This is a genomic window from Aeromicrobium sp. (assembly GCF_014378035.1).
GTDB lineage: Bacteria > Actinomycetota > Actinomycetes > Propionibacteriales > Nocardioidaceae > Aeromicrobium.
In genome coordinates, this window is record NZ_JACMOM010000029.1 from 33,315 (window position 1) to 57,068 (window position 23,754).

A 23,754-nucleotide genomic window follows, 5' to 3' on the forward strand; every position below is an offset into this window, starting at 1 on the left:
GGCGCTCGATCAGCGAGTACGTGGGGGTCTAGTCGTGGGAGATGAAGATGTTCTTGACGTCGGTGAACGAGTGCGGTGCGTCGGGTCCGAGCTCACGTCCGAGCCCCGACTGCTTGAACCCTCCGAACGGGGTCCAGTAGCGCACCGAGGCGTGCGAGTTGACGCTGAGATTGCCTGCCTCGACGGCGCGAGAGACGCGCAACGCACGCCCGACGTCGCGGGTGTAGATCGACCCCGAGAGGCCGAACTCCGTGTCGTTGGCGAGCTGGACGGCCTGGGCCTCGTCGTCGAAGGGCATCACCGCGACGACCGGCCCGAAGATCTCCTCTCGCCAGACGGGCTGCTGCGGGTCGTCGGCCAGGACGACGGTGGGGGCGAACCAGAATCCCGGTCCGTTCGGCGCAGAACCGCTGAACGCGACCTCGGTGCCCTCGACGTAGCCCTGCACCGTCGACCTCTGCGTTGCCGAGATGAGTGGGCCCATCTCGCTGGAACGGTCGGCGGGGTCGAGCACCCTGACGCCCTTGACGGCGGGCTCCAGCAGCGACACGAACTCGTCGTACGCCGAGCGCTCGACCAGGATGCGCGACCGCGCGCAGCAATCCTGACCGGCGTTGTCGAACACCGCGCCCGGCGCGGCAGCAGCGGCCTTCGCGATGTCGGCGTCGGCGAAGACGATGTTGGCGCTCTTGCCACCGAGCTCGAGGGTCACCCGCTTCACCTGCTCGGCGCAGCCGGCCATGATCTTCTTGCCCACGTCGGTCGAGCCGGTGAAGCACACCTTGCGGACGGCCGGGTGCGTCACGAAGCGCTCGCCCACGATCGAGCCCTTGCCGGGGATGACGGTGAGCACACCCTCGGGCAGCCCGGCTTCAAGCCCCAGCTCGCCGAGGCGGATCGCAGTCAACGGTGTCAGCTCGGCCGGCTTGAGGACGACGGTGTTGCCCGCCGCGAGCGCGGGTGCGAAACCCCAGCCGGCGATCGGCATCGGGAAGTTCCACGGCACGATGATGCCCACGACACCGAGCGGCTCGTGGAACGTCATGTTGATGCCCCCGGCGACCGGGATCTGGTGGCCCGTGAGCCGTTCGGGCGCTGCAGAGTAGTAGTGCAGCACGTCGCGGACGTTGCCCGCCTCCCACGTCGCATTGCCCCACGTGTGCCCGGAGTTGCGCACCTCCAGCTCGGCGAGCTCCTCGATGTGCTCGTCGACGACCGCGGCGAAGCGTCGCAGCAGCCGGGCCCGCTCACCGGGCGCGACGTCACGCCATGCCGGGTAGGCGTCGGCGGCCTTCGCGATGAGGGCATCCGTCATGGCGAGGTCGGACATCTCGACCTCGGTGACGTCTTCTTCGGTCGCCGGGTTGACGACGGTGTAGCTGCTGCTCACGTGATCTCCTCGTCGCGCCCCCGCTGGGAGTGACGCTCTTGTGGTCTTGACCGGCGTGTCGCAACAAGAGCGTCACTCCCAGCGCGGACGGGACAGGTTGGCGTGGGTCTGGTCACAGGCGCTCGAACCCCCGCCGCCGCTCCCAGTCGGTCACGGCTGCGTCGTAGGCGGCGAGCTCGACGTCGGCCATGTTGGTGTAGTGGTCGACGACCTCCTCGCCGAAGACCGCCCTCGCCAGCGCCGAGCCGGCCCACGCCTCGCGGGCCTCGCGCAAGGTGGTGGGCACCTTGGCCTTGTCGGACGTGTAGGCGTTGCCGGTCTGCTCCGGCTCGAGCTCCAGCGCGTTGGCGACGCCGTGCATGCCACCGCCCAGCATCGCGGCGAGGGCGAGGTAGGGGTTGGCGTCACCGCCGGGCACACGGTTCTCGAGCCGGGCGCTGGGTCCGTGACCCACGAGACGCACGGCGCACGTGCGGTTGTCGAGCCCCCACGCGATCGCGGTCGGCGCGAACGAGCCGCCGGCAAATCGCTTGTACGAGTTGATGTTGGGCGCGTAGAGCAGCGTGAAGTCGCGCATCGTCGCCAGGATGCCGGCGATGAACTGGTCGTAGACCGGCGTCCGTCCGCCCCGCCCCTCATCGAGCCCGTCGTCCCAGAACACGACCCCACCGTCGGCACCCCTCAACGACAGGTGGATGTGGCAGGAGTTGCCCTCACGCTCGTTGTACTTGGCCATGAACGTCAGTGCCTTGCCGTGAGCCGAGGCGATCTCCTTGGCCACGGTCTTGTAGACGGCGTGGTTGTCTGCGGTCACCACGACGTCGTCGTAGAGGAACCCGATCTCGTGCTGCCCGAAGTTGCACTCGCCCTTGGCGCCCTCGACGTTCATGCCGGCCGCATACATCGTGTTGCGGATGTCGCGCAGCAGCGGCTCCACCCGGGTCGTGCCGACGATCGAGTAGTCGACGTTGTACTGGTTGGAGGCGGGCAGGTCCTGATAGTTGGCGCTCCACGCCTCCTCAAAGGTCGTGTCGAACAGGATGAATTCGAGCTCGGTGCCCGCCAAGGCGACGAATCCGGCATCGGCGGCCTTGTCGACCTGCGCCTTCAGGATCGTGCGCGGCGACTGCGACACCGGCGTGTGGTCGAGCCAGACGAGGTCGCACTGCACCATGGCCGTGGCAGGCAGGTGGGTCAGCAGCCGGATCGTGTCGAAGTCCATCGCGAACTCCATGTCGCCATAGCCCTTTTCCCACGACGACATCGCGTAGCCGTCGACCGTGTTCATGTCGACGTCGACGCTCAGGAGGTAGTTGCAGCCCTCGGTGCCCTGCTCGACGACGACGTCGAGGAAGTAGCGCGCATGCAGACGTTTGCCCTGCAGCCGACCCTGCATGTCGGTGAACGCGACGATGACGGTGTCGACGTGCCCCTCGGTGATGTGGACCCGGAGCTGCTCGAGGCTCAGCAGCCGTGAATTGCGCGCCTTGTCAGTCATAGACATCCTCTGCTGGACGGAGCTTCTCTCCCGACGGATCATAGAGCGACCCCAGCGTCACCCGGGCGGAAACGCGGCGGCCACCGACGTCGAGCGTGTAGTCGCCCGACCGGACGTACGCAGCATCGGCCGTCACACCATCAGGTGCGTTGACCCAGGCAAGGCCGACACCGGCGCCGATCGTGGCACCCCAGGCGCCTGACGTCGCCTGCCCCACGGCGACCCCGTCGCGCACGAGCAGCTCGCCTCCCCACACCATGACGTCTGCGTCGTCCGAACTGTCCGGGACGATGGCGAACGAGACCAAACGACGCGAGGGGCCCGCTGTCTTGGCCTTCTCGACCGCATGGCGCCCGAGGAAGTCGATGGGGGTCGAGAGCTTGCAGGCGAAGCTGAGCCCCGCCTCGACCGGATCGACCTCTGGCGTCAGCTCGCGACCGAACGCGCGGTAACCCTTCTCGAGCCGCATCGCCTCGATCGCGTAGTAGCCGGCGTCGACGATCCCCAGGTCTGCACCGGCCACCTTCAGCGCGTCGTACACCGCGAGGGCGTTGTCATTCAGGACGTAGAGCTCCCAGCCGAGCTCACCGACGTAGGTGATGCGGGTGGCTCGAACCGTGGCGCCGGCCAGCTCGACCTCATGGCTGGCACCGAACGGGAAGGCATCGTCGCCGAGGTCGGCGTCCGTCACCCGTGAGAGCAGCTCGCGCGAACGGGGCCCCATGAGGCCGAAGACCGACATCGTCGAGGTGACGTCCCTGATCTGCGCGTCAAGGCCCGCCGGCAGGTGGCGGCGAATCCAGTCCTGGTCGCGCTCGGTGGTCGCAGAGCTCGCGACGAGGAAGTACTGGTCCGCTGAGATGCGGGTGACCGTGAGGTCCGACTCGTAGCCGCCTCGCTCGTTGAGCAGGGCTGTGTAGACGGTCTCGTCGTTCGCCACGGCGACGTCGTTGCTGCAGATCCATTGCAGTGCAGCTTCGGCATCGACACCGTGCACGACGTACTTGGAGAAGGACGTCTGGTCGAAGATCGCGACGTCCTTGCGGCACGCCCGCTGCTCGGCGGCCGACCAGGGCATCCAGTTCTGCCGCCCCCATGCGTACTCGATCGCGGGGTCCTGCCCGGCCGGAGCGAAGAAGTTGGCGCGTTCCCATCCCATCTTGCTGCCGAACCCGGCATTGGCCTGCGCCAGACGGTCGTGGACCGGCGACTGCCGCAGCGGTCGGGCCGTGTCGTACTCGCGGTTGGGCCACGGCACCGCGTAGTGCAGGCCGAGCACCTCCGTGACCCGCTCGCGGAGGTAGCTGACGTCATTCTGGAACGGCGCGAACCGGCGGATGTCGACCGCCAGCAGGTCGATCGTCGGCTCCCCCTCGAGAATCCACTCGGCGAGCGCACGACCCGCGCCGCCCGCCGACGCGATACCCACGGAGTTGAAGCCTGCGCCGACGAAGAAGCCCCGCACCGCGGGTGCCTCGCCGAGGATGAACTGGTTGTCGGGCGTGAAGCTCTCGGGCCCGTTGTAGAACTTGCGGATGCCCACCTCACGCAAGGCGGGTATGCGCTCGAGCGCGCTGTCCATCAGGATCGCGAAATGGTCCCAGTCCTCGCCGAGCAGCTGGAACTCGAACGGGTAGGGGATCTGGTCGGGCGACACCCACGGCTTGGCCTCGGGCTCGAAGCCGCCGACCACGAGCCCGCCGACCTCCTCCTTGAAGTAGGTGTAGCCGTCGGGGTCACGCAGGATCGGCAGGTCAGGTCGGACGCCCTCGATCTGGTCGGTGACGACATAGAAGTGCTCGGCGGAGTGCAGCGGGACGGCCACACCGATCTTTGCGGCGAGGTGGTGTGCCCACTGGCCGGCACAGTTGACCACGATGTCGGCCTCGATGTCGCCGCGGTCGGTGCGCACGCCCGTCACGGCACCTCCCGCCACGAGGATGTCTGTGACCCGCACGTGCTCCGCGACCTTGGCGCCGCGCATCCGGGCGCCGCGGGCGAGGGCCTGGGTGAGGTCGGTCGGGTTCGCCGTGCCGTCGCCGGGCAGCCAGATGCCGCCGACGAGGTCGTCGATCTCCAACAGCGGGTAGTGGTCGCGGGCTTGCTCAGGAGTCAGCAGCTGACACTCGAGGTCGTACGCCTGCGCGGTGGCGGCGGTGCGTCGAAGCTGCTCCATGCGGTCGGCGGTGCGAGCCACCGTGACACCTCCGCACCGCTTGAAGCCCGAGCTCAGGCCGACCTCGTCCTCGAGCTGCTCGTACAGGGAGGCGCTGTACTGCACCAGCGTCGTGCCACTCTGCGTGGCGCGGAGCTGACCGACCAGACCGGCCGCGTGCCATGTCGTGCCGCACGAGAGCTCACCCTGCTCGAGCAGGACGACGTCGGCCTCACCGCCACGGGTCAGGTGATAGGCAACGCTCGTGCCGACGACACCGCCGCCGATGATGACGATGCGCGCCCGTGCGGGAAGCGTCGTCATCGCCCGCCACCCGTCGTGCCCGCCGCCGTCGACAACCAGGTATCGAAGTGTGGCGACCGGAAGTCGGCGACAGCCATGTCGAAGCGTTCCTGGCCCCACCCCCGGAAGTCGAAGTCGTCGTCGAGGGTGGCGGCCTGGATGAAGCCCCACAGCGACCAGCCGTAACGCGACGTCACCGCGCCGAGCCTCGCCCGCGCGAGCAGGACCGGCGACTCGTGACCCACGTACGACGTCACGAGCTCGGCAAGGTGGTCGTCGTCGAGGCCGCACTCGGTCCAGATGTTGCCGAGCTCGAAGAACGGGTCGTTGTTGCCCGAATACTCGTAGTCGATCAACCAGAGCTTGTCGCCGTCGTCGACGAAGTTGCCGGCGAGCAGGTCGTTGTTGCACGGCACGGTCGGCACGGGGCTGACGGCGAGCGCCGCCTCGATACGGGCGAAGTCGGCGCCGAACATCCCGAAGTCGGGTGGGAAGGGGAATCCTCGCTCGACGCACGTCCGGAGGTAGAAGCCCTGCCGCGCGAACATGTCGAAGTCATTGGCGAAGCGGGGTCCGGAATGGAGGGCGCGACAAGCTTCGGCAACACGCGGCAGAGTGCCGGGCTCGCGCAGATCGGCGTCGACGAACGTGCGACCGTCGATGTAGCCGATGATGAGCACGCCCAGCTCGGGACGGAACTCCACGAACGGCGCACCGACACCGGCCAGTTCGGCGGCCCTGGTGTTGAACGACTCCGCCTCACGGTCGATGCCCAGCAGCCTCGTGTCGCTGCGGTTGCACCTCACGACGAAGACTCCGTCAGGGGTGGTCACCTTGACGTTGCGGTTGGTGAGACCACCGGGGAGCTCCTCGACCGAACGCGGGCGACCGGCGAGGCTGGGGATCCGGTTTAGCACCGCGTCGACGTCAGCCATGGGAGGAGCCTAGCCGCGTCAACGACTTAAGGTCTAGACTCTACCGCGCGAAACAGTCTGTGCCTCAGTCCGCGGGCTCGATCGAGAGCCCCGTCGCCATGTGCGGGTCGAGCCCGGTCTTCAGGCTGATGCGCGTGCGGTCGGAGCGGTAGCGATCGTGGGCGAACTCGACCGGCACCCCCGACACGGTCGATGCCTTCCGCGTCACGAGCATGACTGCCGCGCCGGCTTCGATGCCGAGCAGCTCGGCGTGGTCTGCCGAGCAGATCTCGGGCTCGAGCCACTCCTGCGCATGGTGAGGGGCCAGGTCGTAGTGCTGTCGCATCAGGCCGTAGAGCGAACCCGTGAGCCGCCGATCGAGCAGGCCTGGAAACAGGTGAGCCGGCAGGTAGGTCTCCTCCAGCGCCAGTGGCTGACGGCGAGCCGACCGCACGCGTACGACCTCGAACACGTCTTTTCTGCTGCCGAGCTCGAGCGCCTCGGTGATGTCGGCCGACGCCTCGACAAGTCCGGCGCGGATGATGCGCGCGCCGGCGCGGACGTTGGCCCGGCGCATCTGCTCGGTGAAGCCAGGCAGCCCCGACAGGTCGACCGCGACCTTGGGCTCACGGATGAAGTTGCCACCTGACCGTCCGCGCTTGCGCTCGATCCACCCCTGCGCCTCGAGGGAGCCCAGAGCCTGCCGCAGGGTCATGCGGCTCACACCGATCGAGGCGGCCAGCTCTTCCTCGGGTGGCAGCTTGTCGTCGGTGTGGATCTTGCCGACGCCGATGCGATCAAGGAGCCAGGCGCTGATCCGGGCGTGCGACGGGTCGTCGGTCGACGACGAGAGGTCGGGCTTGTCGCCCAACGCCTCGCCGTCGACCTCGAGATTTCTCACGCGCATGACCGTATCCAACGCCTCACCGTTAGTCGTCGAACGCCTCCATGACGGCCTTGTCGATCGTGTGCTTCGGCCCCGTGAACCAGTTGCGGGCCGACGCGAACCACCAGATCGTCAGGACGAGGAGCGTCCCGCCGGTGAGGATCGGTGCATAGTTGACGAACTTCCACGAGAAGTCCGCGTTGCCCGGAACGGCTGCCGGCGTGAACGGAAGGATGAAGTAGATCGAGATGATGATGATCTCGGCGCAGGCCACCAGGTTCATCCACTTGTACTTCTTGCCGTTGTTCCACGTGCCGGGCACGAAGGCATCGCCCATCCTCCAACGCAGGAAGATCGGGATGAGGAAGGCCAGGTAGAGGCCGATGACCGCGACCGAGACGACCGCGTAGAAGGCGATCGGCACGGGAGCCCCACCGATGTCGACCTGGATCAGCGCCGGCAGGGTGATGATCACGCCGATGATGGCCACCAGGACGACCGCGTTCGCCGGAACCTTGGACGCCGTCACCTTGCACCACAGGTGCGAGGCGGGGATGGCGCCGTCGCGACTGAAGGCGAAGGTCATGCGTGAGGCGCTGGTGAGGCAGGCGACCAGGCAGAAGAACTGTCCGGCCACAGAGATGGCGAGCACGATGACGTGCCAGCCCTGTCCGAGCGCCTGCCCGAAGATCAGGTCCACGCCGCCTCCGCCCTTCGTGACCGCGTCCTTGTCCTGGACCGCGAACAGGAAGGCGAGCAGCAACACCCAGCCGCCGATGGCCGAGTAGGCGATCGAGCGCCAGATTCCCTTCGCCGCAGCCTCTGACGCTCCGTGGGTCTCCTCGGAGAGATGCGCGGACGCATCGAACCCCGTGATCGTGTACTGCGTCAGCAGGAACCCGAGCGGGAGGACGAGGAACCAGTAGGTGCCGTTGTTCATGGCACCCTCGGCGTAGCCGGAGTTGTTGACCTTGCCGCCGAACACCTCACTGATCGCCATGTGCGTCTTCGGGACGAAGGCCAGGATCAGCACGATGACCGCGACGCCACCGACGTGCCACCACACCGAGATGTTGTTGATCACGGCAAGGAGGTGTCCGCTGAAGATGTTCAGGCCCGCCGCCACGATCAGAATGATCACGAAGAGCACGAAGACCGTCCCGAGCCCGGAGCCGTCCGCCCACGAGGCGCTCACGGTGTCGAGCGTCAGGTCGAGGAAGGTCGCGCAGCCGTAGGCCACCGACGCCGTCACCGCGAGCAGGCCGATCAGGTTGAGCCAACCGGTGAAGAAACCTGCCGCCGGGCCGCCCATCTTGGAGGCCCACCAGTAGATGCCACCGGAGGTTGGATATGCCGAGACGAGCTCGGCCATCGTGAAGCCGATGATCAGGATGAAGATCGAGATGATCGGCCAACCCCAGGAGATCGCGACCGGCCCACCGTTGTTCCACGCCTGACCGAAGGTCGTGAAGCATCCCGCCAGGATCGAGATGATCGAGAACGAGATGGCGAAGTTCGAGAAGCTCGACCACGATCGGTTGAGCTCCTGCTTGTAGCCGAGCGACGCAAGGTGCTGCTCGTCAGCGCTGAGTTTTTCTGTCATGAAGTGACCCAACTCTCAGAAGAAGTTGGTGCATGCTAGCGCGCCACGCCGCATGCATCTAGACCTTTGAAGCAATCGTCTCGATGAGTTCACACCCCCGAAACCGCAGCACCCCCCGGCAGACCCAGCTCGATTCGTCGTTGCTCTGGTGCGGCCGCTCCAGCTCGTCGCGCTCCCCGCGGAGCTTCTTGACCTGGTTTTTGCGATGCTTCATCGCGATGTGTCAGGCCGTCGTCCCGCTTGCTCGAGGTGTCTTTCTCGGAGCACCGTTGGGTCACATTCTGGTCGTGTAGGTTCGCCGTGTGCTTTTCACGTCCCTCCGGCAGACACGTGACCGACTCGCCGCTTCGACAACGACGTGGACGCTCATGCTGCTCGCCTATGTCGCTGTGGTCGTGATCCTGCTGGCCCCCGTGTTGTTGACCTCCGTAGGCGTCGATGACCGGAACTGGATCCTGGAGCGGGGCCCGATGAACGACGGCTCCGCCTGGGAAGCGGTTTGGCGGCCCTTGACGAGAGCACTCGACTTCGAGAGAAGTCCTCGCGGCACGGCTCTTGCGATCTCTGACCGCTCCGTCGTGGCTCTCCTCACGATGAAGATCGCGATCACGTTCTCGATCCCACCGATGATCGTGTGGGCCGCGCTCAAGCTGACCCTGTTCGCGCTCAGCATCGTCGCCGTGTGGGCCTTTCTGCGTCAGGTCACCTTCCGGGACGACGCCGGCGACGTCCGAGGCCTTGCTCCCCGCAGCATCGCGTTCATCACGATCGCCCTTCCCGTAACCATCGCGATCGGCGCCAAGTCGCAGAACCTTTCCAGCCTCAACGGGTGGAACCACTACCCCACGCTGACGTGGGGGACGTTCGCGGGCTATTTCCTGTTTGCCGCCTTGGTCCTCAAGCTGTCGCACCTCCTGCAACGAAACTTCCGGGTCTGGATCGTCGTCCCTGTCGCGCTCCTGATGGTCATCAGTGGAATCGCGATCAACCTTTCGTACGAGATGGTCGCTCTCACGATCCCGATCAGCGTGCTGGTGCTCCTGCTGCAGCCGTTGGCGGCAGGCAAGACCTGGTGGCACCGGTGGCGGGCCAAGATCATCGTCCTCGCGCCGCTTCTCGTGAGCTTCACGTCCCTGTTCATCTGGATCCGCTACCTCATGAGCCAGCGCGAATGCCTCGCGACGACGTCCTGCTACACGGGCACCGTTCTCGAGATCAGGCCGCGCACCGTGTTCTACAACTTCGTCGGGGCCATGCCCGGGAACAACGCCGACCTGGTGCACCGACAGGCGGCCCGCATCGGCCGACCGTTCCCCGATCCCGGCCCCACCAGCGTCGTGCTGGCGATCGTCGCGGTGCTGCTCATGTGGGCATTGTGGGCCTCATGGAAGGCCCGTGAGCGCGTTCCCGTCCGGACGCCGGGGTCAGCGTCTGGTCCCGCTGGCGGTGACACGCGCGGTCTGCTCGGCGTCATCCTCCTGGCGTTGTGCATCGCTGCCGGTTCATCCGTCCTCACCGGCATCACCGAGCGCGCGGTCGAGAAGATCCAGACGCCGTTGATCTCGTACCGCAGCTCCGTGGTGACGTGGTCTGCATTGGCGCTCGCCGCCCTCGTCATTGTTCTGCTCTTGTTGCGCTCCAGGGTGCGACCGCTCGCCTGGGTCTCCGCCGCTGTGCTGACCATCGTCATCACGGTCGCGATCGCGATGTACTTCCCGCGGAACGTCATGAGTGCCCAGGTCAACCGTCAGTCACCGGCGACCCGTTACGCCGACACCTTGCAGCTCGAGCTTGCGCTGGGCGGCACCTCGACGACCGCCGACGAGCGGCGGTGTCGCGAGATCAGCGCCGAGCTCGAACGCCGCGGCCTCCCACCGACTGCCCCCTCGGGGCGGACCACTGACTCGGCTTACCGCGCGTTCGAGTTCTACCACGGTCAGCCCTACTGCTCGACCGGCGCCGGCAAGTCCGCCACGCCCTAGTCAGCCTGGCCCTAGTCAGCCGGCGAACACCGTGCCGCGCTCCACCTCGAAGCCCGCTGCGGTGAGCTTGATGCGCAGCTCTCTGGCGGTGGCGACACTGATGACGAGCGGGCCAAGCATTCAACGAGCTTCGTGCTGTCTCTCGGGCGTTGGGCCGCTCACCCCGGCACGACGGCGGCACGTGCGCACTCCGAACCATCCTCCGGTTAACGAGGCTTCGGCAACGAGCCACCCGGCTGCTTGCACCATGACGCCGCGGTCGGCCAGTGGGCGCGTTCACGATAGATTCATCGTGTGCGTATCGCGACCTGGAACGTCAACTCGATCCGAAGCCGCATCGACCGGGTGGTCAGCTGGCTCGAGCGCAACGACATCGACGTGCTCGCGATCCAGGAGACCAAATGTCGCGAGGACCAGTTCCCCGGGCTCGAGCTCTCGTCGATGGGCTACGAGTTCGCCCACGTGGGCATCAACCAGTGGAACGGTGTCGCCCTCATCTCACGGGTCGGTCTCGACGACATCGCGACATCGTTCGCCGACGACCAGCCCATGTTCGGCGATCCCGCCCTGCTTGAGCCGCGGGCAATCGGCGCGACGTGCGGCGGTGTGCGCGTATGGAGCTTCTACGTCCCCAACGGGCGCGAGCTCGACAACCCGCACTACGCCTACAAGCTCGCGTGGCTCGAGCGTCTCCGGCAGGTCGGGGCCGACTGGCTCGCCGCCGACCCCGACGCCCAGATCGCGCTGACGGGCGACTGGAACGTCGCGCCCCTGGACGAAGACGTCTGGGACATGTCGGTCTTCGAGGGTCGAACGCACGTCTCAGCACCGGAGCGAGCCGCTTTCCAGGCGATGATCGACACGGGATATGCCGACGTCGTCCGGCCGCACACGCCGGGGCAGTACACGTACTGGGACTACCAGCAGCTGGCATTCCCCAAGAAGCGTGGGCTGCGAATCGACTTCATCCTCGCCTCCCAGGCCCTCGCGTCACGGGTCGACACTGCCTGGATCGACCGTGAGGAGCGCAAGGGCAAAGGTGCGAGTGACCACGCACCCGTCGTGATCGAGATCAGCTGACCGCATGGCCGACTCATCGCCCCGTCAAGCGCATCTCATCCTGCTGACCTGCTGCCTCGAGACCTTCGAGGACCGCCTCACCCCGACCCGTCCCTCACGGTGGCCATGATGACTGCTCCCCTGTCCGGCCTCGACGGCTCTCGTCTCCTGGTGCTCCTCATCGACGAGGCCGTCGACCCACCTCCCCTCCGAGGTCTCGGCCACACCGAGATCGTCATCGTCCGCCGGGGTTCCGACGGCGAGCTGGACGCGCGGGTGCGCGGACCGTTCGAGCGGGCGATCATCGTGGGCGGCGGCGCCCACGTCGACGCCCTGCAACGTGCGCACGCCTACGTCATCGAGCATCTCGCCCCCGGCGATCCTGTCTGGTTCGTCGACCCGGCGGCGGGGACGACGGTCACCCTCCGTGCCGTCGAAGCCGCGTTTCCGCGGCTCGTGCCCTCGGTGCGGGTCATGCCACCCCCGTTCGACATGTCCGTCGTCGAGGTGTCTGCTGGTGCGTCGCGGCGAGGCATCGACAAGCTGCGGCGGCGCCTGCTGAGCACGTCGCGGCTCACCCGGACGCTGACGAGCACCACCGAGGTGCGCTCGCGCATCGAGCAGCTGTTGTTGCCGGATCAGCCCACCGGCGACGATGGCCACGACATCGAGCTCGGCGCATGGCTCGACGCTGAGCAAGGTCGCCGCTCGTTGTTCACCGCTGAGCTCACCGATGCCGTGGGGTCGGCCCCCTCCGGCGAGGCGTTCAGCCGCGTCGAGACGATCCTGCGCAGCATCGGTGAAAACGCCAGGCTCGACGTGTGGCGGGCGGAGGTCAAGGAGCATCGACCCGACCTGCTGATGCCGTGGCTCGCCGACATCGAGGCGCTCCTGACCGTGCACCGGCCGGGGCGGCTGCGTGCGCTTCTTGAGCGAGCCCTCGAGTGCGACGACGCCAGGGGCGCCGACCTCGACCTGCTGACCGAGGGCTTCTTCAACATCCTCAACCCATGGTTGTTCGGCCAGCTCGTGGCCTACGTCGACCTGCACGTCGGCGAGGTCGTCGCGACGGACACGTCGCGGTTCCCGCGGCTCCGCGCACTCGTCGACGTGCTGGACGAGCTGCCGGACGGTTGGCAGGATCGCCTCGACGAGTTGACCGGGTCACCCGACGACGACCTCTGGGCACTCAAGGTCGCGATGTCCATCAAGGTCGAGGAGGCCGTCGGGCTGTTGTTCCCGCGCGTCGATCGCTCGCGGCTCACCGAGCAGCAGATATCGCGCATCGCGGTGCAGGCGTGGCGCGGCGGGTTCAACGATCTCGGGCTTGAGCTCGCCCGGTCCGTGACAACAGAGGGCTCCGCGACCCAGCGTGTGCAGTCCGTCCTCGGCGAGCACGAGTCATTCGACATGCAGGCCTCCGGCTGGACCCCGCCCCCGCTCCGCGCCGCGCCCGCCTACGACGTCGTTCCCACATCGGTGGTTCACGTGCTGCAGAACTCGTTGCCCTACCGCCAGACCGGGTCGGCCAACCGGTCGCAGGGGCTCCTGGCCGGGCTCGTCGCCGAAGGCTTCTCCAGCACCGCCGTGACCCGGCCCGGATTCCCCTTCGCTGACGTGGAGAAGGCACAGCAGGCCGACATCGAGGTGCGCCACGAGATTCAGGGCGTCGTCTATCACCATCTGCTCAACGGTGGCGTCGTCCTGCCACGGTTCCCGGTTCAGCGGTTCATCGCGTCGTTCTCCGCCGAGATCGAGGCCCTTGCCCGGGCCGAGAGCGCGGCCCTGATCCACGCGGCCAGCAACGCCTACAACGCGCTCGCCGGTATCGTCGCTGCGCGCACGCTGGGTATTCCTGCGATCTACGAGGTGCGTGCGCTCTACGAAGAGGGTCGCCGGTCCAGGAACGAGGCGTTCACCGCGACACCCCAGTACCAGTTCGCACTCCACCTCGAGACCCTTGCCGCGCAGGAGGCCGACCGGGTCATTGCGATCACCGGCGGCCTGAGAGACACCCTGGTCGAGCGGGGGGTGCCCGCCGACAAGATCCGCGTCGTCCCCAACGGGGTCGACACCGAGCGGTTCGTGCCGCGGGCCAGGGACGAAGCGCTGGCGGCCCACTACGGCCTGCAGGACACCGTCGTGATCGGCTACGTCGGCTCGTTCAACTGGTACGAGGGCCACGAGCTCCTCTTCGAGGCGTTCGCCCGGCTGCATGCTCGGCATCCCCACACCCGCCTGCTGATGGTCGGCGGCGGCGAGCAGGCCGACATCCTGCAACGGCTGCGCACTGAGATGCGGCTCGAGGACGCAATCCTGATGCCGGGAAGCGTGCCGTTCGAGCAGGTCGAGGCGCACTACTCACTCATCGACATCGCGCCCATCACCCGGCTGTCGACCGTCGTCACCGAGACCGTCTCACCACTCAAGCCCTTCGAGGCCATGGCGATGGCCAAGACCGTGGTGTCGTCCGACGTCGCGGTCATGACCGAGATCATCGACGACGGTCGCAACGGGCTGCTGTTCGCGAAGGGCGACAGCACGTCGCTGGAGAACGTCCTCGACCGGCTGACCGTCGACGCCGACCTGCGAACCAGGCTGGGTGCACAAGCCCGCGAGTGGGTCGTGGCCGAACGTGACTGGAAGATCTTGGCGCGTCAGATGGCCAAGGTCTACCGCGAGCTCGGCGTCGGCTGATCCTGGTCGCGGGTCTGCAAGGCGTGGAGCACCTTGGCGGCGTCGACGATGGCGAGCTGGTTGACGCCCACCACCTTGAGAATCGCCGAGATGTCCTTGCGCTGCTCGCGGACCTCGTCGAGGAGGACCGCCGGACGCAGCTTGGAGCGAAGCCCCTTGACGCCGTCGCCGGAGCTCGTGACCCGGCTGAGCTGCCGCTGGACCTGGCGGTTGCGCTGCTCCAGACGGACCGCGACCGCGACCATGACCATCAGTGTCAGGGTGCTCAGCATGGCAAGGAAGTACTCGCCGAGCAGGGCGACCAGCCCGATGCTCACCGCGAGCGCGAGCACGGCCACGATGCCTGCGGCGACCAGCGGCCTGCGGTGCCGCGCGACGGCCGCGGCGAGCTGATCGCGCATCGAGAGCGGGCCGGGAGACTTGGCCTTGCCGGGCCCTGACATGTCGGCCGGGCGGCTCCGCTCCGCATGTGCGGCTGCGGTCGCACCGGCGGCGGCTGTGGCGCTGGCCGAGGCGGCCCGAAGATCGGGACGCGGGTCGCTGGCACCGGGCACGGAGAGCGCGCCAAGGATGTAGGCGCCGGTGTCGGACCCGGCCCCGGGTGCAACCTCGACCGAGGGGAACGAGCCCCTGTCGATCGTGACAACCTGCACACGGTCGAAGGCACGCGTCCACGGCGTGACGTCTGTCGCCAGCTGCCCGGCGGCACCGCCGACGAGCACTCGTCCACCCGCGGTGACGATGTCGAAGGCGTGGTCGACGACCGAGCGCAGCACGGCCGGTGCGCTGGTGAAGCCCACCACGACGACCCGATCGTAGTGGCCCGTGACGTCGACCGAACCGTCGTCGCCCGCCAGGACGATCGTGACCTCGGACGCGTCTTGGGTTGCGTAGCGGTAGGCCGCCTCGGTGCTCTCGGCGATCACGAGCGCCGTGGACGGGGTGGCTGCAGCCATGTGTCTGGGTCCTCTGCGGTGGGGATCAGGGCGTGCTCAGACTACAGTCCACCTCGTCTAGGCTTGGCGTCGCCGAAGCCTGTGAAACTGGGAGCATCCATTGACCGCGACTATGCCCGACGACCTCACCGCGGGCGTCACCGTCCTGGTGCGCACCTACCAGGGTGTCGACCGCATCGAGAGGACGCTCGACTCCATCCGCGCCCAGACGCTCGACAAACATCTGTATGAAGTGCTGGTCGTGCCCAACGGCCCGGCAGACGGCACCATCGACGTCCTGCGGCGCTACCGCGAGACCCACCCGGACCTCGAGCTCCGGGTCGTCACAGCACCGGCCAAAGGCATCGGCCTGAGCATGAACGTCGGCCTTGCGGCGGCCCGACGTGAGTACCTCACCGTGGTCGACGACGACGATCAGATCTCCGAGGAGTTCCTGGAGGCGCTCTTCGAACGGGCCGCCCCTGAACACATCGCCCACGCCTATCTCGCCAATGTCGAGGCCGACGGCACCGGATTCGCCGACTACGACACGTACATCAACCGCTCGCTCGCCAAGGCGATCGGTAGAACCGACCACCCCATCGCGGCGCCGGCCTCGATGATGTTCAACGTCTCGAAGCTCGTCTGGACCCCGTACGGGCGAGCCGTGCGGGCTCGCGAGAACCTTCGCTTCGCGACCGACGTCCTGTACTGGCACGAGCTGGTCAACACGTTCGAGCTCGAGATCTCCGTGCTGCCGACCGACGCCCACGCGACGTACTACCGATCGCTCCGCACCGGGTCGCACTCCCGTCCTGCCGAGCTGCCGTGGGAGCCCGCGATCGAGGCGCGACCCGACGCCGTGGAGGCACTGCTACCGATCGCGAACGACCCGACCCAGTACCTCCACGAGGTCGCCCAGCGGTCGATCAAGTCGCAGGCGGTGTCGATGGGCCGGTACCTCGCGGAGCACCCGGACGAGCACCGGCGGGTGGTTCAGGCCATGGCCGCACGCGGCATCGACACATGGGTCCTCGAGCCGCTCAACCGCGGACGCGCCCGCGATCTCGTCACCTGCTACGCCTTCCCGCCGAGCAACAACACCAGCGCGCTGGTGGCCGCACGTCGCGTCCACGCGCGAGGCGTGTGCGTCGACGTGGTCTCGCACAACATGGATGGCGTCCACGGTCGCGATGCGGCGGCCGCCGTCATCGTCGAGCCGTTCCTCGGCTCCCGCAAGTCGATCAAGGGATCGCCGAAGTTCTCCAACTGGGCCGGCGTCGTCGACTACTGCGACATCGGCATCGAGGCCATCGAGCGCTGGGAAACGATCCGCCAGACCACCTACCGATCCGTCTACAGCCGTGCCATGTGGCCGTCGTCCCACGTCCTCGCAGCGCTCTACAAGGTCCGCCACCCTGAGACGAGCTGGATCGCGGAGTTCTCCGACCCGCTGTCAGAGAACATCCAGGGCGGACCACGCAAGGCCGGCAAGCGCGATGACGACGACCTGAGCCGTGAGATCGAGAAGGGGCTCGAAGCAGCCGGACATCCGCTGCCCAAGGATCTGGGCCTGCTGCAGTGGATTGAGCACATCGCCTACGCACTCGCCGACGAGATCGTGTTCACCAACGAGCTTCAGCAGCAGACGATGCTCACCGGCATCGTCGACGATGCGCTCCGCGAGCGGGTCGTTGCACACACCCTGATCTCCCCACACCCGACGCTGCCGCCGGAGTTCTACCAGATCAGCACCGTCGAGTACGCGCTCGAGCCGGGCTTCGTCCACCTCGCCTACTTCGGCGCGTTCTACCCGACCCGCGGGCTCACCGAGGTCACCGACGCGATCCGCGCGCTGCCACAGGAGTCGCGCGCGAAGCTCAAGGTGCACGTCTTCACCAAGGACCCCGACGACCTGCGGACCGAGCTACGCAAGGCCGGCATGGACAACACTGTCGTCGCCAACCACTACGTGCCTTACCTCGACTTCCTGCACCTCACGACACTGTTCGACTGCCTGCTCGTCAATGACGCCAGGACCGCCGACACGCATCCGGTCAACCCCTACCTGCCTTCGAAGATCAGCGACTACGCCGGGTCGGGCAAGCCCGTCTGGGCGGTGGTCGAGCCGGGCAGCAGCCTCAGCCGGCTCGACGTCGCGCACTCATCGAACCTGGGTGACGTCGACGGCGCCATCGCAGTGCTGAAGGCTCTCATCGCGTCGTAGGCTCGACGCTCCCTGAGCCTGACCACGTGTGGTGCTCGTTGCTGGCGTGCGCTCGACCGTGACGTTGAAGGGACGTCAGGACTCGCCCATCACCAGCCCCTCGATCGTGTGCTTCTGGGTGATCGGGGTGAGCTCGTCGACGATCGGGCAGGCCAGATGGTCCCGGACGTTGGCCGGGAGGCTGTCCCAGAACTGTCGGGTCACCGCGAGGTCGTGGTGCTCGGAGTTGCCAGCGGTCGGGCCGTCCACGCCAAGAACCAGGACGGGTCGGGACTTGTGCGAGTGATTGGTCGTGCCGCGGTGAATCGTCAGGGCAGACCGGGCTGAGATGTCCCCCATGCGGGGATACTTGCGGGCCGCCCGGGTCTCATAGCGTTCGTACATCTCCTTGGGTGGGAACATGCCGCTGGCGAACCGCGGGTCATCGTCCCACTGCGTGCCGGGCGCGATCTCGAACGGACCCATGTCGTCGTCGGTGTCGACGGTGGTCACGTTGAAGGCCAGCGAGGTCAGCCGTCGCTCGGCACGCGTCTCCTCGGGCATCGGAAAGTCGCGATGCCACGGCTGGTTGACCGCCCCGGCCAGGGGCACATCGAATCCGACCTCGACGACCGTCCACCCGGGTCCGAGAATCGTCTCGCTGACTTCCTGGACCCACGGATGCGCCACCAGCTCGGTGAATCCGCGCAGAGCCTCAGGGTGGATCTCGACGTAGTAGCGGTGCGGTCCGCGGCCGACGGCGCCGCCCTCTCGACCCCGCGCCTCGAGGAAGGCTGCGTCGACGTCCTCCGCCAGGTGCTCCACCCACGCCCGGCTGAATGCGCCCCTTCGGCCGATGATGCCGTCGGTACAGATGGTGTGCGAGATCTCTGCCGTGTCAATGGCGTCCATGTCATACCTCTTTCGATGAGTTCGACCTATCATGAGTTTGCAACGTTGCAAACTGGAACGCAACCCTCCGTCGACGGAGGAGAAGGCGGGTGGGACCCATCAGCGTCAATCTCCGTACGGTGGCCGAGCACGCTGGCGTCTCCGTGCGCACGGTCTCGAACGTGGTCAACGGGTACGCGCACGTCTCACCGACGATGCGCGAACGCGTTCAGCGGTCGATCGACGACCTCGGCTACCGCCCCAACCTGGCTGCACGAACGCTGCGGAGCGGGCGGACGGGGGTGATCGGCCTGGTCATCCCGGAGGTTCACTCCCCCTACTTCAGCGAGCTGGCCTCGGCGATCGTCCGTCTGGCCGCGGAGCGTGGCTGGATGGTGCACATCGACCAGACCGAAGGTGACGCCGCACGCGAACGACGCCTGGTCGAGGGGTCCACCAGCCAGCTGGTCGACGGGATGATCGTGAGTCCGTGGGCTCTCACGGCGGCCGACCTGTCGGCACGGGCTCCCGGCGCGGTACCGATGGTGATGCTGGGCGAGCGGGAGTCCGACGGCCTCATCGATCATGTCGCCATCGACAACGTGGGTGCGGCACGGCAGGCGACCGAGCACCTGATATCGACCGGGCGCACGCGCATCGCCGCCGTCGGCCTGCAACCCCATCTGGCCAACGGCACGGCGCAACAGCGGTTCGACGGCTTCAGCCGAGCCATGGACGAGGCGGGTCTGTCGGCGCACGCGGGGGTGGCGGTCCGGGCACTGCACCGAGCGGACGGTGCGGCTGCCGTGGCACAGCTCTTCGACGATCGTTCGAACCCCCCGGACGCGCTGTTCTGCTTCACCGACGAGCTGGCGCTCGGCGTCCTGCGAGCCGTGGCCGACCGGGGACTGGCCGTGCCCCGAGACTTGGCGCTCGTGGGTTTCGACGACATCGAGGACGGGCGCTACGCGGTCCCGTCCTTGACCACAGTCTCCCCGTCAAAGGACGCACTCGCAGCGTCGTGCCTGCAGTGTCTGGACGACCGCCTCACCGAGCCCCATCGTGCCGTGCGCAACGTCGTCGTGGCGCACACGCTCGAGATCCGCGAAAGCAGCCGGTCGTCACCACTGCCGTAGCCACCGGCTCGCCCCGCGAGTGCCTCTCAGCGCGCGAGAAACGCGGCTATCACGGTGGCGATGCGCTCGCCGGCATGGCCGTCCCACAGCGGGGGCGTCGTGCCGTCGCCGCTGCCGTGACCGTCGATGACGGGCTGCAGTCGCTCGAGCAGGTTGTCAACCGTCACCAGCTGGTTGGTGCCGTGGGTGATCGTCACCGGACGTTCGGTGTTGGGGCGCAACGTCAGGCACGGGATGCCGAGCATCGTCGTCTCCTCCTGCACGCCGCCCGAGTCGGTCACGACCGCGACACTGCCGCGCACCAGGCCGATGAACTCGACGTAGCCGAGCGGCTCGATGACCGTGACGCCCGGGTGGTCCATCAGGCCCGCGGCAGCGAAGCTCGCGCGGCCGCGGGGGTGCAACGGGATGACGACGCGGGTCGTGTCGGCAGCGGCGTGCAACGCCCTGACGATCGACGCCGCGGTGCCCGGGTCGTCGACGTTGGCCGGGCGGTGCAGCGTGGCAACGAGGTAGGGACCTTCGAGCGACAGCTGCTGGCGAACGGCATCGGCGTCGAACGAGTCGAGGTTCGAGAGCAGGGTGTCGATCATGGGGTTGCCGACGAAGTGGATCCTGTCGGCCGCGATGCCCTCGGTGCCGAGGTGCACATTGGCGTCGGGGCTGGTGGTGAACAGCAGGTTGGCGAGGGCATCGGTCACGACCCGGTTGACCTCCTCGGGCATCGTCCGGTCGGAGCTGCGCAGACCGGCCTCGACGTGAGCCACCGGGATCAGCAGCTTTGCGGCAACCAACGTGGCGGCGACTGTGGAGTTGACGTCGCCGTACACCACGACGAGAGCAGGCGGCTCAGCGACGAACATGTCCTCCAGCGCCATCATGACCTTGGCGGTCTGGTGCGCGTGGGTGCCCGATCCGACGCCGAGGTTGACGTCGGGCTCGGGCAGGCCGAGCTGTTGGAAGAACACCTCCGACATCACCGGGTCGTAGTGCTGGCCGGTGTGCACCAGCACCTGGCGGATGCCATGGGCGGCCAGCGCCTTGATGACCGGCGCCGCCTTGGGAAAGTTCGGACGGGCACCCGTCACGTGGACGACGTGTGCCGCGGAGGTCTCGCTCATGTGCTTCTTCCCGTCGGGTCTGCGGTGCGGTGAGGCGATCGCCCCGCAAGGTTATCGCCGAAGCGTCGGCGCTCCGGCCAGGGTGCGGCGCGGGTCCGGTAAAGTCCGCATCGATCGGCTCCTTCGGGAACAACGGGCCGGGAAACGGGCTGGGAGTGGATTCAACGGTGCTGAGCACGACGGCCGCGGCGCTTCCCCCGACCCTGGTACCGCTGGCAACATCGGGCATCGTCTCCCCCGCAGCCATCGTCAAGACGCTGCTCCGCTTTGAGTACGCCGGCGGCGAGGACCTCATCGCCCACATGGCATCAGGCGGCACCCAGACATTCGCCGACATCCAGCAGGCGGCCCGGTCGTTCGCAGCAGGCGACACCGCCGACGTCAAGTCCCTGAGCTCGCCGGGCCTCTACGCGTTGGCCTTCCTCACCGCCGGGCTCGACACCGGTGACGCCGCCCTCGCCCGCGCCGCCGACCTCTTCGCGCTGGCCCGCCGCGTGGCCCGTCGCCACGGCACCCCCACCGAGCACGCCGACCTCGACCTCCAGACCAACCTGCGGGCCGGCCGCCTTCACTACGTGCGGCGCCACCTCACCACCCGTGGTCTTGGTCCGTGGGTCAGATGGGCGATCTCAGCCGACCTGGCCAACCCGTTCGCACCCTCCGCCCAGCGCGACCACGGTGGTAAGGCGACAGACGACTGGCAGATGATCTTCGACGAGCCTTTCCTGAGGCACGGCATCGCGCCGGTGCGCATCGCCGACCCGGCTGCACCATTCGACAGCGTGCACGCCGTGGGGGCCGAAGACCGCCGCGCGACGGTCGACGGGCCGCTCGTCAGCATCGTGATGCCGATCTATTCGCCCTCCGCCAGCTTGGTCACCGCTGTCCGCTCGCTCGTCACCCAGTCGTGGAAGAACCTGCAGGTCATCATGGTCGACGACGCCAGCCCCGAGGAGTTCGCACCGGTGTTCGCCGAGGCCTGCGCGCTCGACGACCGCGTCGAGTACGTGCGGATGCCTACCAACGGCGGTGCCTACCGCGCCCGCAACCACGGCGTATCACTGGCCCGCGGTGAATTCGTCGGCTTCCAGGACGCCGACGACTGGTCGCACCCCGAACGCGTCGAGCGGCAGATGCAGATGTTCGACCGCGACCCTGCCCTCGTGGCCACCCTGTCCAAGGCAATCCGGCTGTACCCAGACCTGCGCATCACCAAGGTCGGCTCACAGCCGTTCGAGAAGAACGCGCCCTCGCTGATCTTCCGTCGCCAGCTCGTGGTCGACAGGCTCGGACGCTACGACGACATGCGCAAGGCCGCCGACACCGAGTTCATCGAGCGCCTCGCCGCGGTGTTCGGTGCCGCGAGCGTCGTCACGCTCGAGGAGCCCCTTGCCCTCTACCAGCTCACTGACGGCTCACTGTCCCGTGCAGATTTCCGCATCGGCTGGCACCGCGACGCGCGGGTGTCGTATCACGCGGGCTTCCGGCACTGGCACCGCCAGATCATCAGGAGGGGCGCAGACCCTGTCGTGGAGTCGCCCGCTGGGCGCGCCTTCCCTGCTCCCCCGGAGTTCGAGGGGGTGCCCTATCCCGACGAGCGGCCCGACGTCGTCGTTCTCGCCGACACCCGCGCGGGCCTCGTGGACGTCAGCGGCCTGCCCGTCGCGATCGAGGCTCTTGCCAACGCCGGGCTCCGGGTCGGCCTCGCCCGCGGGGAGGCCTTGCGGCACGCCGCAGTGAAGCGCACCTACCCGCGAGCCGCGATCCTCGACGTCCTCGCCGCCGGCCACGCCTCGTGGGCGCCACTCGGCGCCTCCCTCACCCCCCGTGCTCTGCTGGTGAGCGACCCGCACCTGTTGGCTCTGACGCGGGTCGAGGGCGCGGTGAACATGCGTCCCGGCCGGGTGATCGTGGTCGCCGGGCCCGCAGTGTCCTACGATCCCGTCGCGGTCGAGCGGGTCGTGCGCGAGCTGTTCGATCGCAACGTCGAGTGGCTGCCCGCCTCGCGCGACGTGACCGAGGCCCTCCGGTCGGCCGGGATCACGGGGCACCTTCACCAGCCGCTGCTTGCCGAGGCCGTCCGGGTCAGCCATTTCACCTCACGGCTGCACACCGACCGCCCGGTGATAGGAACCTCGGACTCCTCGCGGTTCGCTGCCGACCGGGCCGACCGCCGTGGCCTGCTCGACCTCCTGCCGCAAGGCGACCGCCACGACGTACGCCTGCTCGAGTCGACCGACCGGTCCGCCACCTATGGCGGACGCAGCTGGCTGGGTTTTCCCCCCGAGATGCTCTCCACCACGGAGTTCCTCGACCAGTGCGACTTCTACGTCGGCCTGCCGCCACGACATGCCGGCGCCAGCCTGCTGCGCCCCGTTCTCGAGGCGATGTCGCGGGGATGCGTGCCGATCGTTCACGAAGGCCTACGACCGGTGCTCGGCAATGCCGCGACCTACTACGGCGAGCGGTCGGTGGCGTCGATCGTCGACGAGGTGTGGGGCGACCCGGCAGCATTCACCTCGCGGCAGGGAACCGCACTCGCGTTCTGTCACAATGAAATTTCCGGTGAGGCGTTCGCCTCGGCCGTCGCCCACCTCCTGACTGCGGACCGATCGTCATGACTTCTTCTTCCCCCCAGGCCCGCGTGCGCACCATCCTGTCGAGACTGGGCTTGTCGAGGCTGGGCTTGTCGAGGCTGAGCCTCACCCGACTCGTGGTGCCGGCGACGGTCATCCTCGTCGTGGTCGGCCTCATCGCTGTCATGACCGACCACACCCGCTGGGCCGTTGCCGCGGTGCTGCTGCTGCAAGCCGTGGTGGTGCTCGCTGTGCTCGACCAGCGTGGTGCCGTCCCTGAGTCCGAACGCCGCATCGCCCAACGCGTCGACCAGGCATCGGCCCGCACCCTCGCCGATCTCAGCAGGGTGCGCCAGCAGCTGCTCGCTGCTCTCGACGAGACCCGCACGAAGGACTGAACGG

The 23,754-nt window shown here is 67.7% G+C and carries 16 protein-coding genes; 7 read left to right on the plus strand and 9 right to left on the minus strand.

Annotated elements, in window-relative coordinates; translation table 11 throughout:
* Positions 1-28: 28 nt before the first annotated feature.
* From H7290_RS01930 to H7290_RS01955, 6 genes are all read right to left on the minus strand, one after another.
* Entirely contained in the window at positions 29-1,390 is a 1,362-nt protein-coding gene (locus H7290_RS01930) for an aldehyde dehydrogenase family protein (protein ID WP_290512328.1), read from the minus strand.
* Positions 1,391-1,502: 112 nt separating this feature from the next.
* Positions 1,503-2,888, minus strand: a complete 1,386-nt coding sequence (locus tag H7290_RS01935) for a glutamine synthetase family protein (protein WP_290512329.1) — start codon at positions 2,886-2,888, stop codon at positions 1,503-1,505.
* Complete coding sequence (locus H7290_RS01940; protein WP_290512330.1) at positions 2,881-5,367, minus strand: FAD-dependent oxidoreductase; 2,487 nt, start codon at positions 5,365-5,367, stop codon at positions 2,881-2,883. The genes H7290_RS01935 and H7290_RS01940 overlap by 8 nt, the downstream gene beginning before the upstream one ends.
* The gene (locus H7290_RS01945; protein WP_290512331.1) at positions 5,364-6,281 is read right to left on the minus strand and encodes a phosphotransferase; all 918 of its coding nucleotides are present in this window, start codon (positions 6,279-6,281) and stop codon (positions 5,364-5,366) included. Before H7290_RS01945 ends, H7290_RS01940 begins: the two co-directional genes overlap by 4 nt.
* Positions 6,282-6,345: 64 nt before the next feature.
* Positions 6,346-7,161 carry a GntR family transcriptional regulator gene (locus H7290_RS01950; protein WP_290512332.1) on the minus strand — a complete coding sequence of 272 codons (816 nt, stop codon included), beginning with the start codon at positions 7,159-7,161 and terminating at the stop codon, positions 6,346-6,348.
* Between the two features lie 28 nt (positions 7,162-7,189).
* Complete coding sequence (locus H7290_RS01955) at positions 7,190-8,749, minus strand: amino acid permease (protein ID WP_290512333.1); 1,560 nt, start codon at positions 8,747-8,749, stop codon at positions 7,190-7,192.
* A 302-nt stretch (positions 8,750-9,051) separates the two neighbouring features.
* On the opposite strand from H7290_RS01955, the gene H7290_RS01960 reads away from it, so the two are divergent.
* The 3 genes from H7290_RS01960 to H7290_RS01970 all read left to right on the plus strand — a co-directional run bounded on the left by H7290_RS01960 (position 9,052) and on the right by H7290_RS01970 (position 14,487).
* The gene (locus H7290_RS01960; RefSeq protein ID WP_290512334.1) at positions 9,052-10,731 is read left to right on the plus strand and encodes a hypothetical protein; all 1,680 of its coding nucleotides are present in this window, start codon (positions 9,052-9,054) and stop codon (positions 10,729-10,731) included.
* A gap of 294 nt (positions 10,732-11,025) precedes the next feature.
* Positions 11,026-11,811, plus strand: coding sequence for an exodeoxyribonuclease III (locus tag H7290_RS01965; protein ID WP_290512335.1), 786 nt, complete (start codon positions 11,026-11,028; stop codon positions 11,809-11,811).
* Between the two features lie 105 nt (positions 11,812-11,916).
* Positions 11,917-14,487 carry a glycosyltransferase family 4 protein gene (locus H7290_RS01970; protein WP_290512336.1) on the plus strand — a complete coding sequence of 857 codons (2,571 nt, stop codon included), beginning with the start codon at positions 11,917-11,919 and terminating at the stop codon, positions 14,485-14,487.
* Here the strand turns inward: H7290_RS01970 and H7290_RS01975 are convergent.
* The gene (locus H7290_RS01975; RefSeq protein WP_290512337.1) at positions 14,463-15,443 is read right to left on the minus strand and encodes a hypothetical protein; all 981 of its coding nucleotides are present in this window, start codon (positions 15,441-15,443) and stop codon (positions 14,463-14,465) included. The two genes, H7290_RS01970 and H7290_RS01975, sit on opposite strands and share 25 nt — an antisense overlap.
* Before the next feature lie 112 nt (positions 15,444-15,555).
* Between H7290_RS01975 and H7290_RS01980 the strand changes: the two genes are divergently transcribed.
* On the plus strand, positions 15,556-17,649 hold the full coding sequence (locus tag H7290_RS01980; protein WP_290512338.1) for a glycosyltransferase: 2,094 nt from the start codon (positions 15,556-15,558) through the stop codon (positions 17,647-17,649).
* 75 nt (positions 17,650-17,724) lie between these two features.
* Here the strand turns inward: H7290_RS01980 and H7290_RS01985 are convergent, their stop codons facing one another.
* Positions 17,725-18,540 (minus strand): phytanoyl-CoA dioxygenase family protein, encoded by an 816-nt coding sequence (locus H7290_RS01985; RefSeq protein WP_290512339.1) that lies wholly within the window; start codon positions 18,538-18,540, stop codon positions 17,725-17,727.
* A gap of 89 nt (positions 18,541-18,629) precedes the next feature.
* On the opposite strand from H7290_RS01985, the gene H7290_RS01990 reads away from it, so the two are divergent.
* Positions 18,630-19,655, plus strand: a complete 1,026-nt coding sequence (locus H7290_RS01990) for a LacI family DNA-binding transcriptional regulator (RefSeq protein ID WP_290512340.1) — start codon at positions 18,630-18,632, stop codon at positions 19,653-19,655.
* A gap of 26 nt (positions 19,656-19,681) precedes the next feature.
* On the opposite strand, the gene wecB is transcribed toward H7290_RS01990, so the two are convergent.
* Complete coding sequence (gene wecB / locus H7290_RS01995) at positions 19,682-20,776, minus strand: non-hydrolyzing UDP-N-acetylglucosamine 2-epimerase (protein WP_290512341.1); 1,095 nt, start codon at positions 20,774-20,776, stop codon at positions 19,682-19,684.
* A 167-nt stretch (positions 20,777-20,943) separates the two neighbouring features.
* Between wecB and H7290_RS02000 the strand changes: the two genes are divergently transcribed.
* Together H7290_RS02000 and H7290_RS02005 are read left to right on the plus strand one after the other, a co-directional pair.
* Positions 20,944-23,397 (plus strand): glycosyltransferase family 2 protein, encoded by a 2,454-nt coding sequence (locus H7290_RS02000; protein WP_290512342.1) that lies wholly within the window; start codon positions 20,944-20,946, stop codon positions 23,395-23,397.
* The gene (locus H7290_RS02005; protein ID WP_290512343.1) at positions 23,394-23,750 is read left to right on the plus strand and encodes a hypothetical protein; all 357 of its coding nucleotides are present in this window, start codon (positions 23,394-23,396) and stop codon (positions 23,748-23,750) included. Before H7290_RS02000 ends, H7290_RS02005 begins: the two co-directional genes overlap by 4 nt.
* Positions 23,751-23,754: the final 4 nt, after the last annotated feature.

What these genes read in the sequence shown, in the direction of transcription:
- H7290_RS01935 (WP_290512329.1), bottom strand. Translation starts at nt 2,888, where the DNA reads ATGACTGACAAGGCGCGCAATTCACGGCTGCTGAGCCTCGAGCAGCTC.
- H7290_RS01940 (WP_290512330.1), bottom strand. Translation starts at nt 5,367, where the DNA reads ATGACGACGCTTCCCGCACGGGCGCGCATCGTCATCATCGGCGGCGGT.
- H7290_RS01945 (WP_290512331.1), bottom strand. Translation starts at nt 6,281, where the DNA reads ATGGCTGACGTCGACGCGGTGCTAAACCGGATCCCCAGCCTCGCCGGT.
- H7290_RS01955 (WP_290512333.1), bottom strand. Translation starts at nt 8,749, where the DNA reads ATGACAGAAAAACTCAGCGCTGACGAGCAGCACCTTGCGTCGCTCGGC.
- H7290_RS01970 (WP_290512336.1), top strand. Translation starts at nt 11,917, where the DNA reads ATGATGACTGCTCCCCTGTCCGGCCTCGACGGCTCTCGTCTCCTGGTG.
- H7290_RS01975 (WP_290512337.1), bottom strand. Translation starts at nt 15,443, where the DNA reads ATGGCTGCAGCCACCCCGTCCACGGCGCTCGTGATCGCCGAGAGCACC.
- H7290_RS01980 (WP_290512338.1), top strand. Translation starts at nt 15,556, where the DNA reads ATGCCCGACGACCTCACCGCGGGCGTCACCGTCCTGGTGCGCACCTAC.
- H7290_RS01985 (WP_290512339.1), bottom strand. Translation starts at nt 18,540, where the DNA reads ATGGACGCCATTGACACGGCAGAGATCTCGCACACCATCTGTACCGAC.
- wecB (WP_290512341.1), bottom strand. Translation starts at nt 20,776, where the DNA reads ATGAGCGAGACCTCCGCGGCACACGTCGTCCACGTGACGGGTGCCCGT.
- H7290_RS02005 (WP_290512343.1), top strand. Translation starts at nt 23,394, where the DNA reads ATGACTTCTTCTTCCCCCCAGGCCCGCGTGCGCACCATCCTGTCGAGA.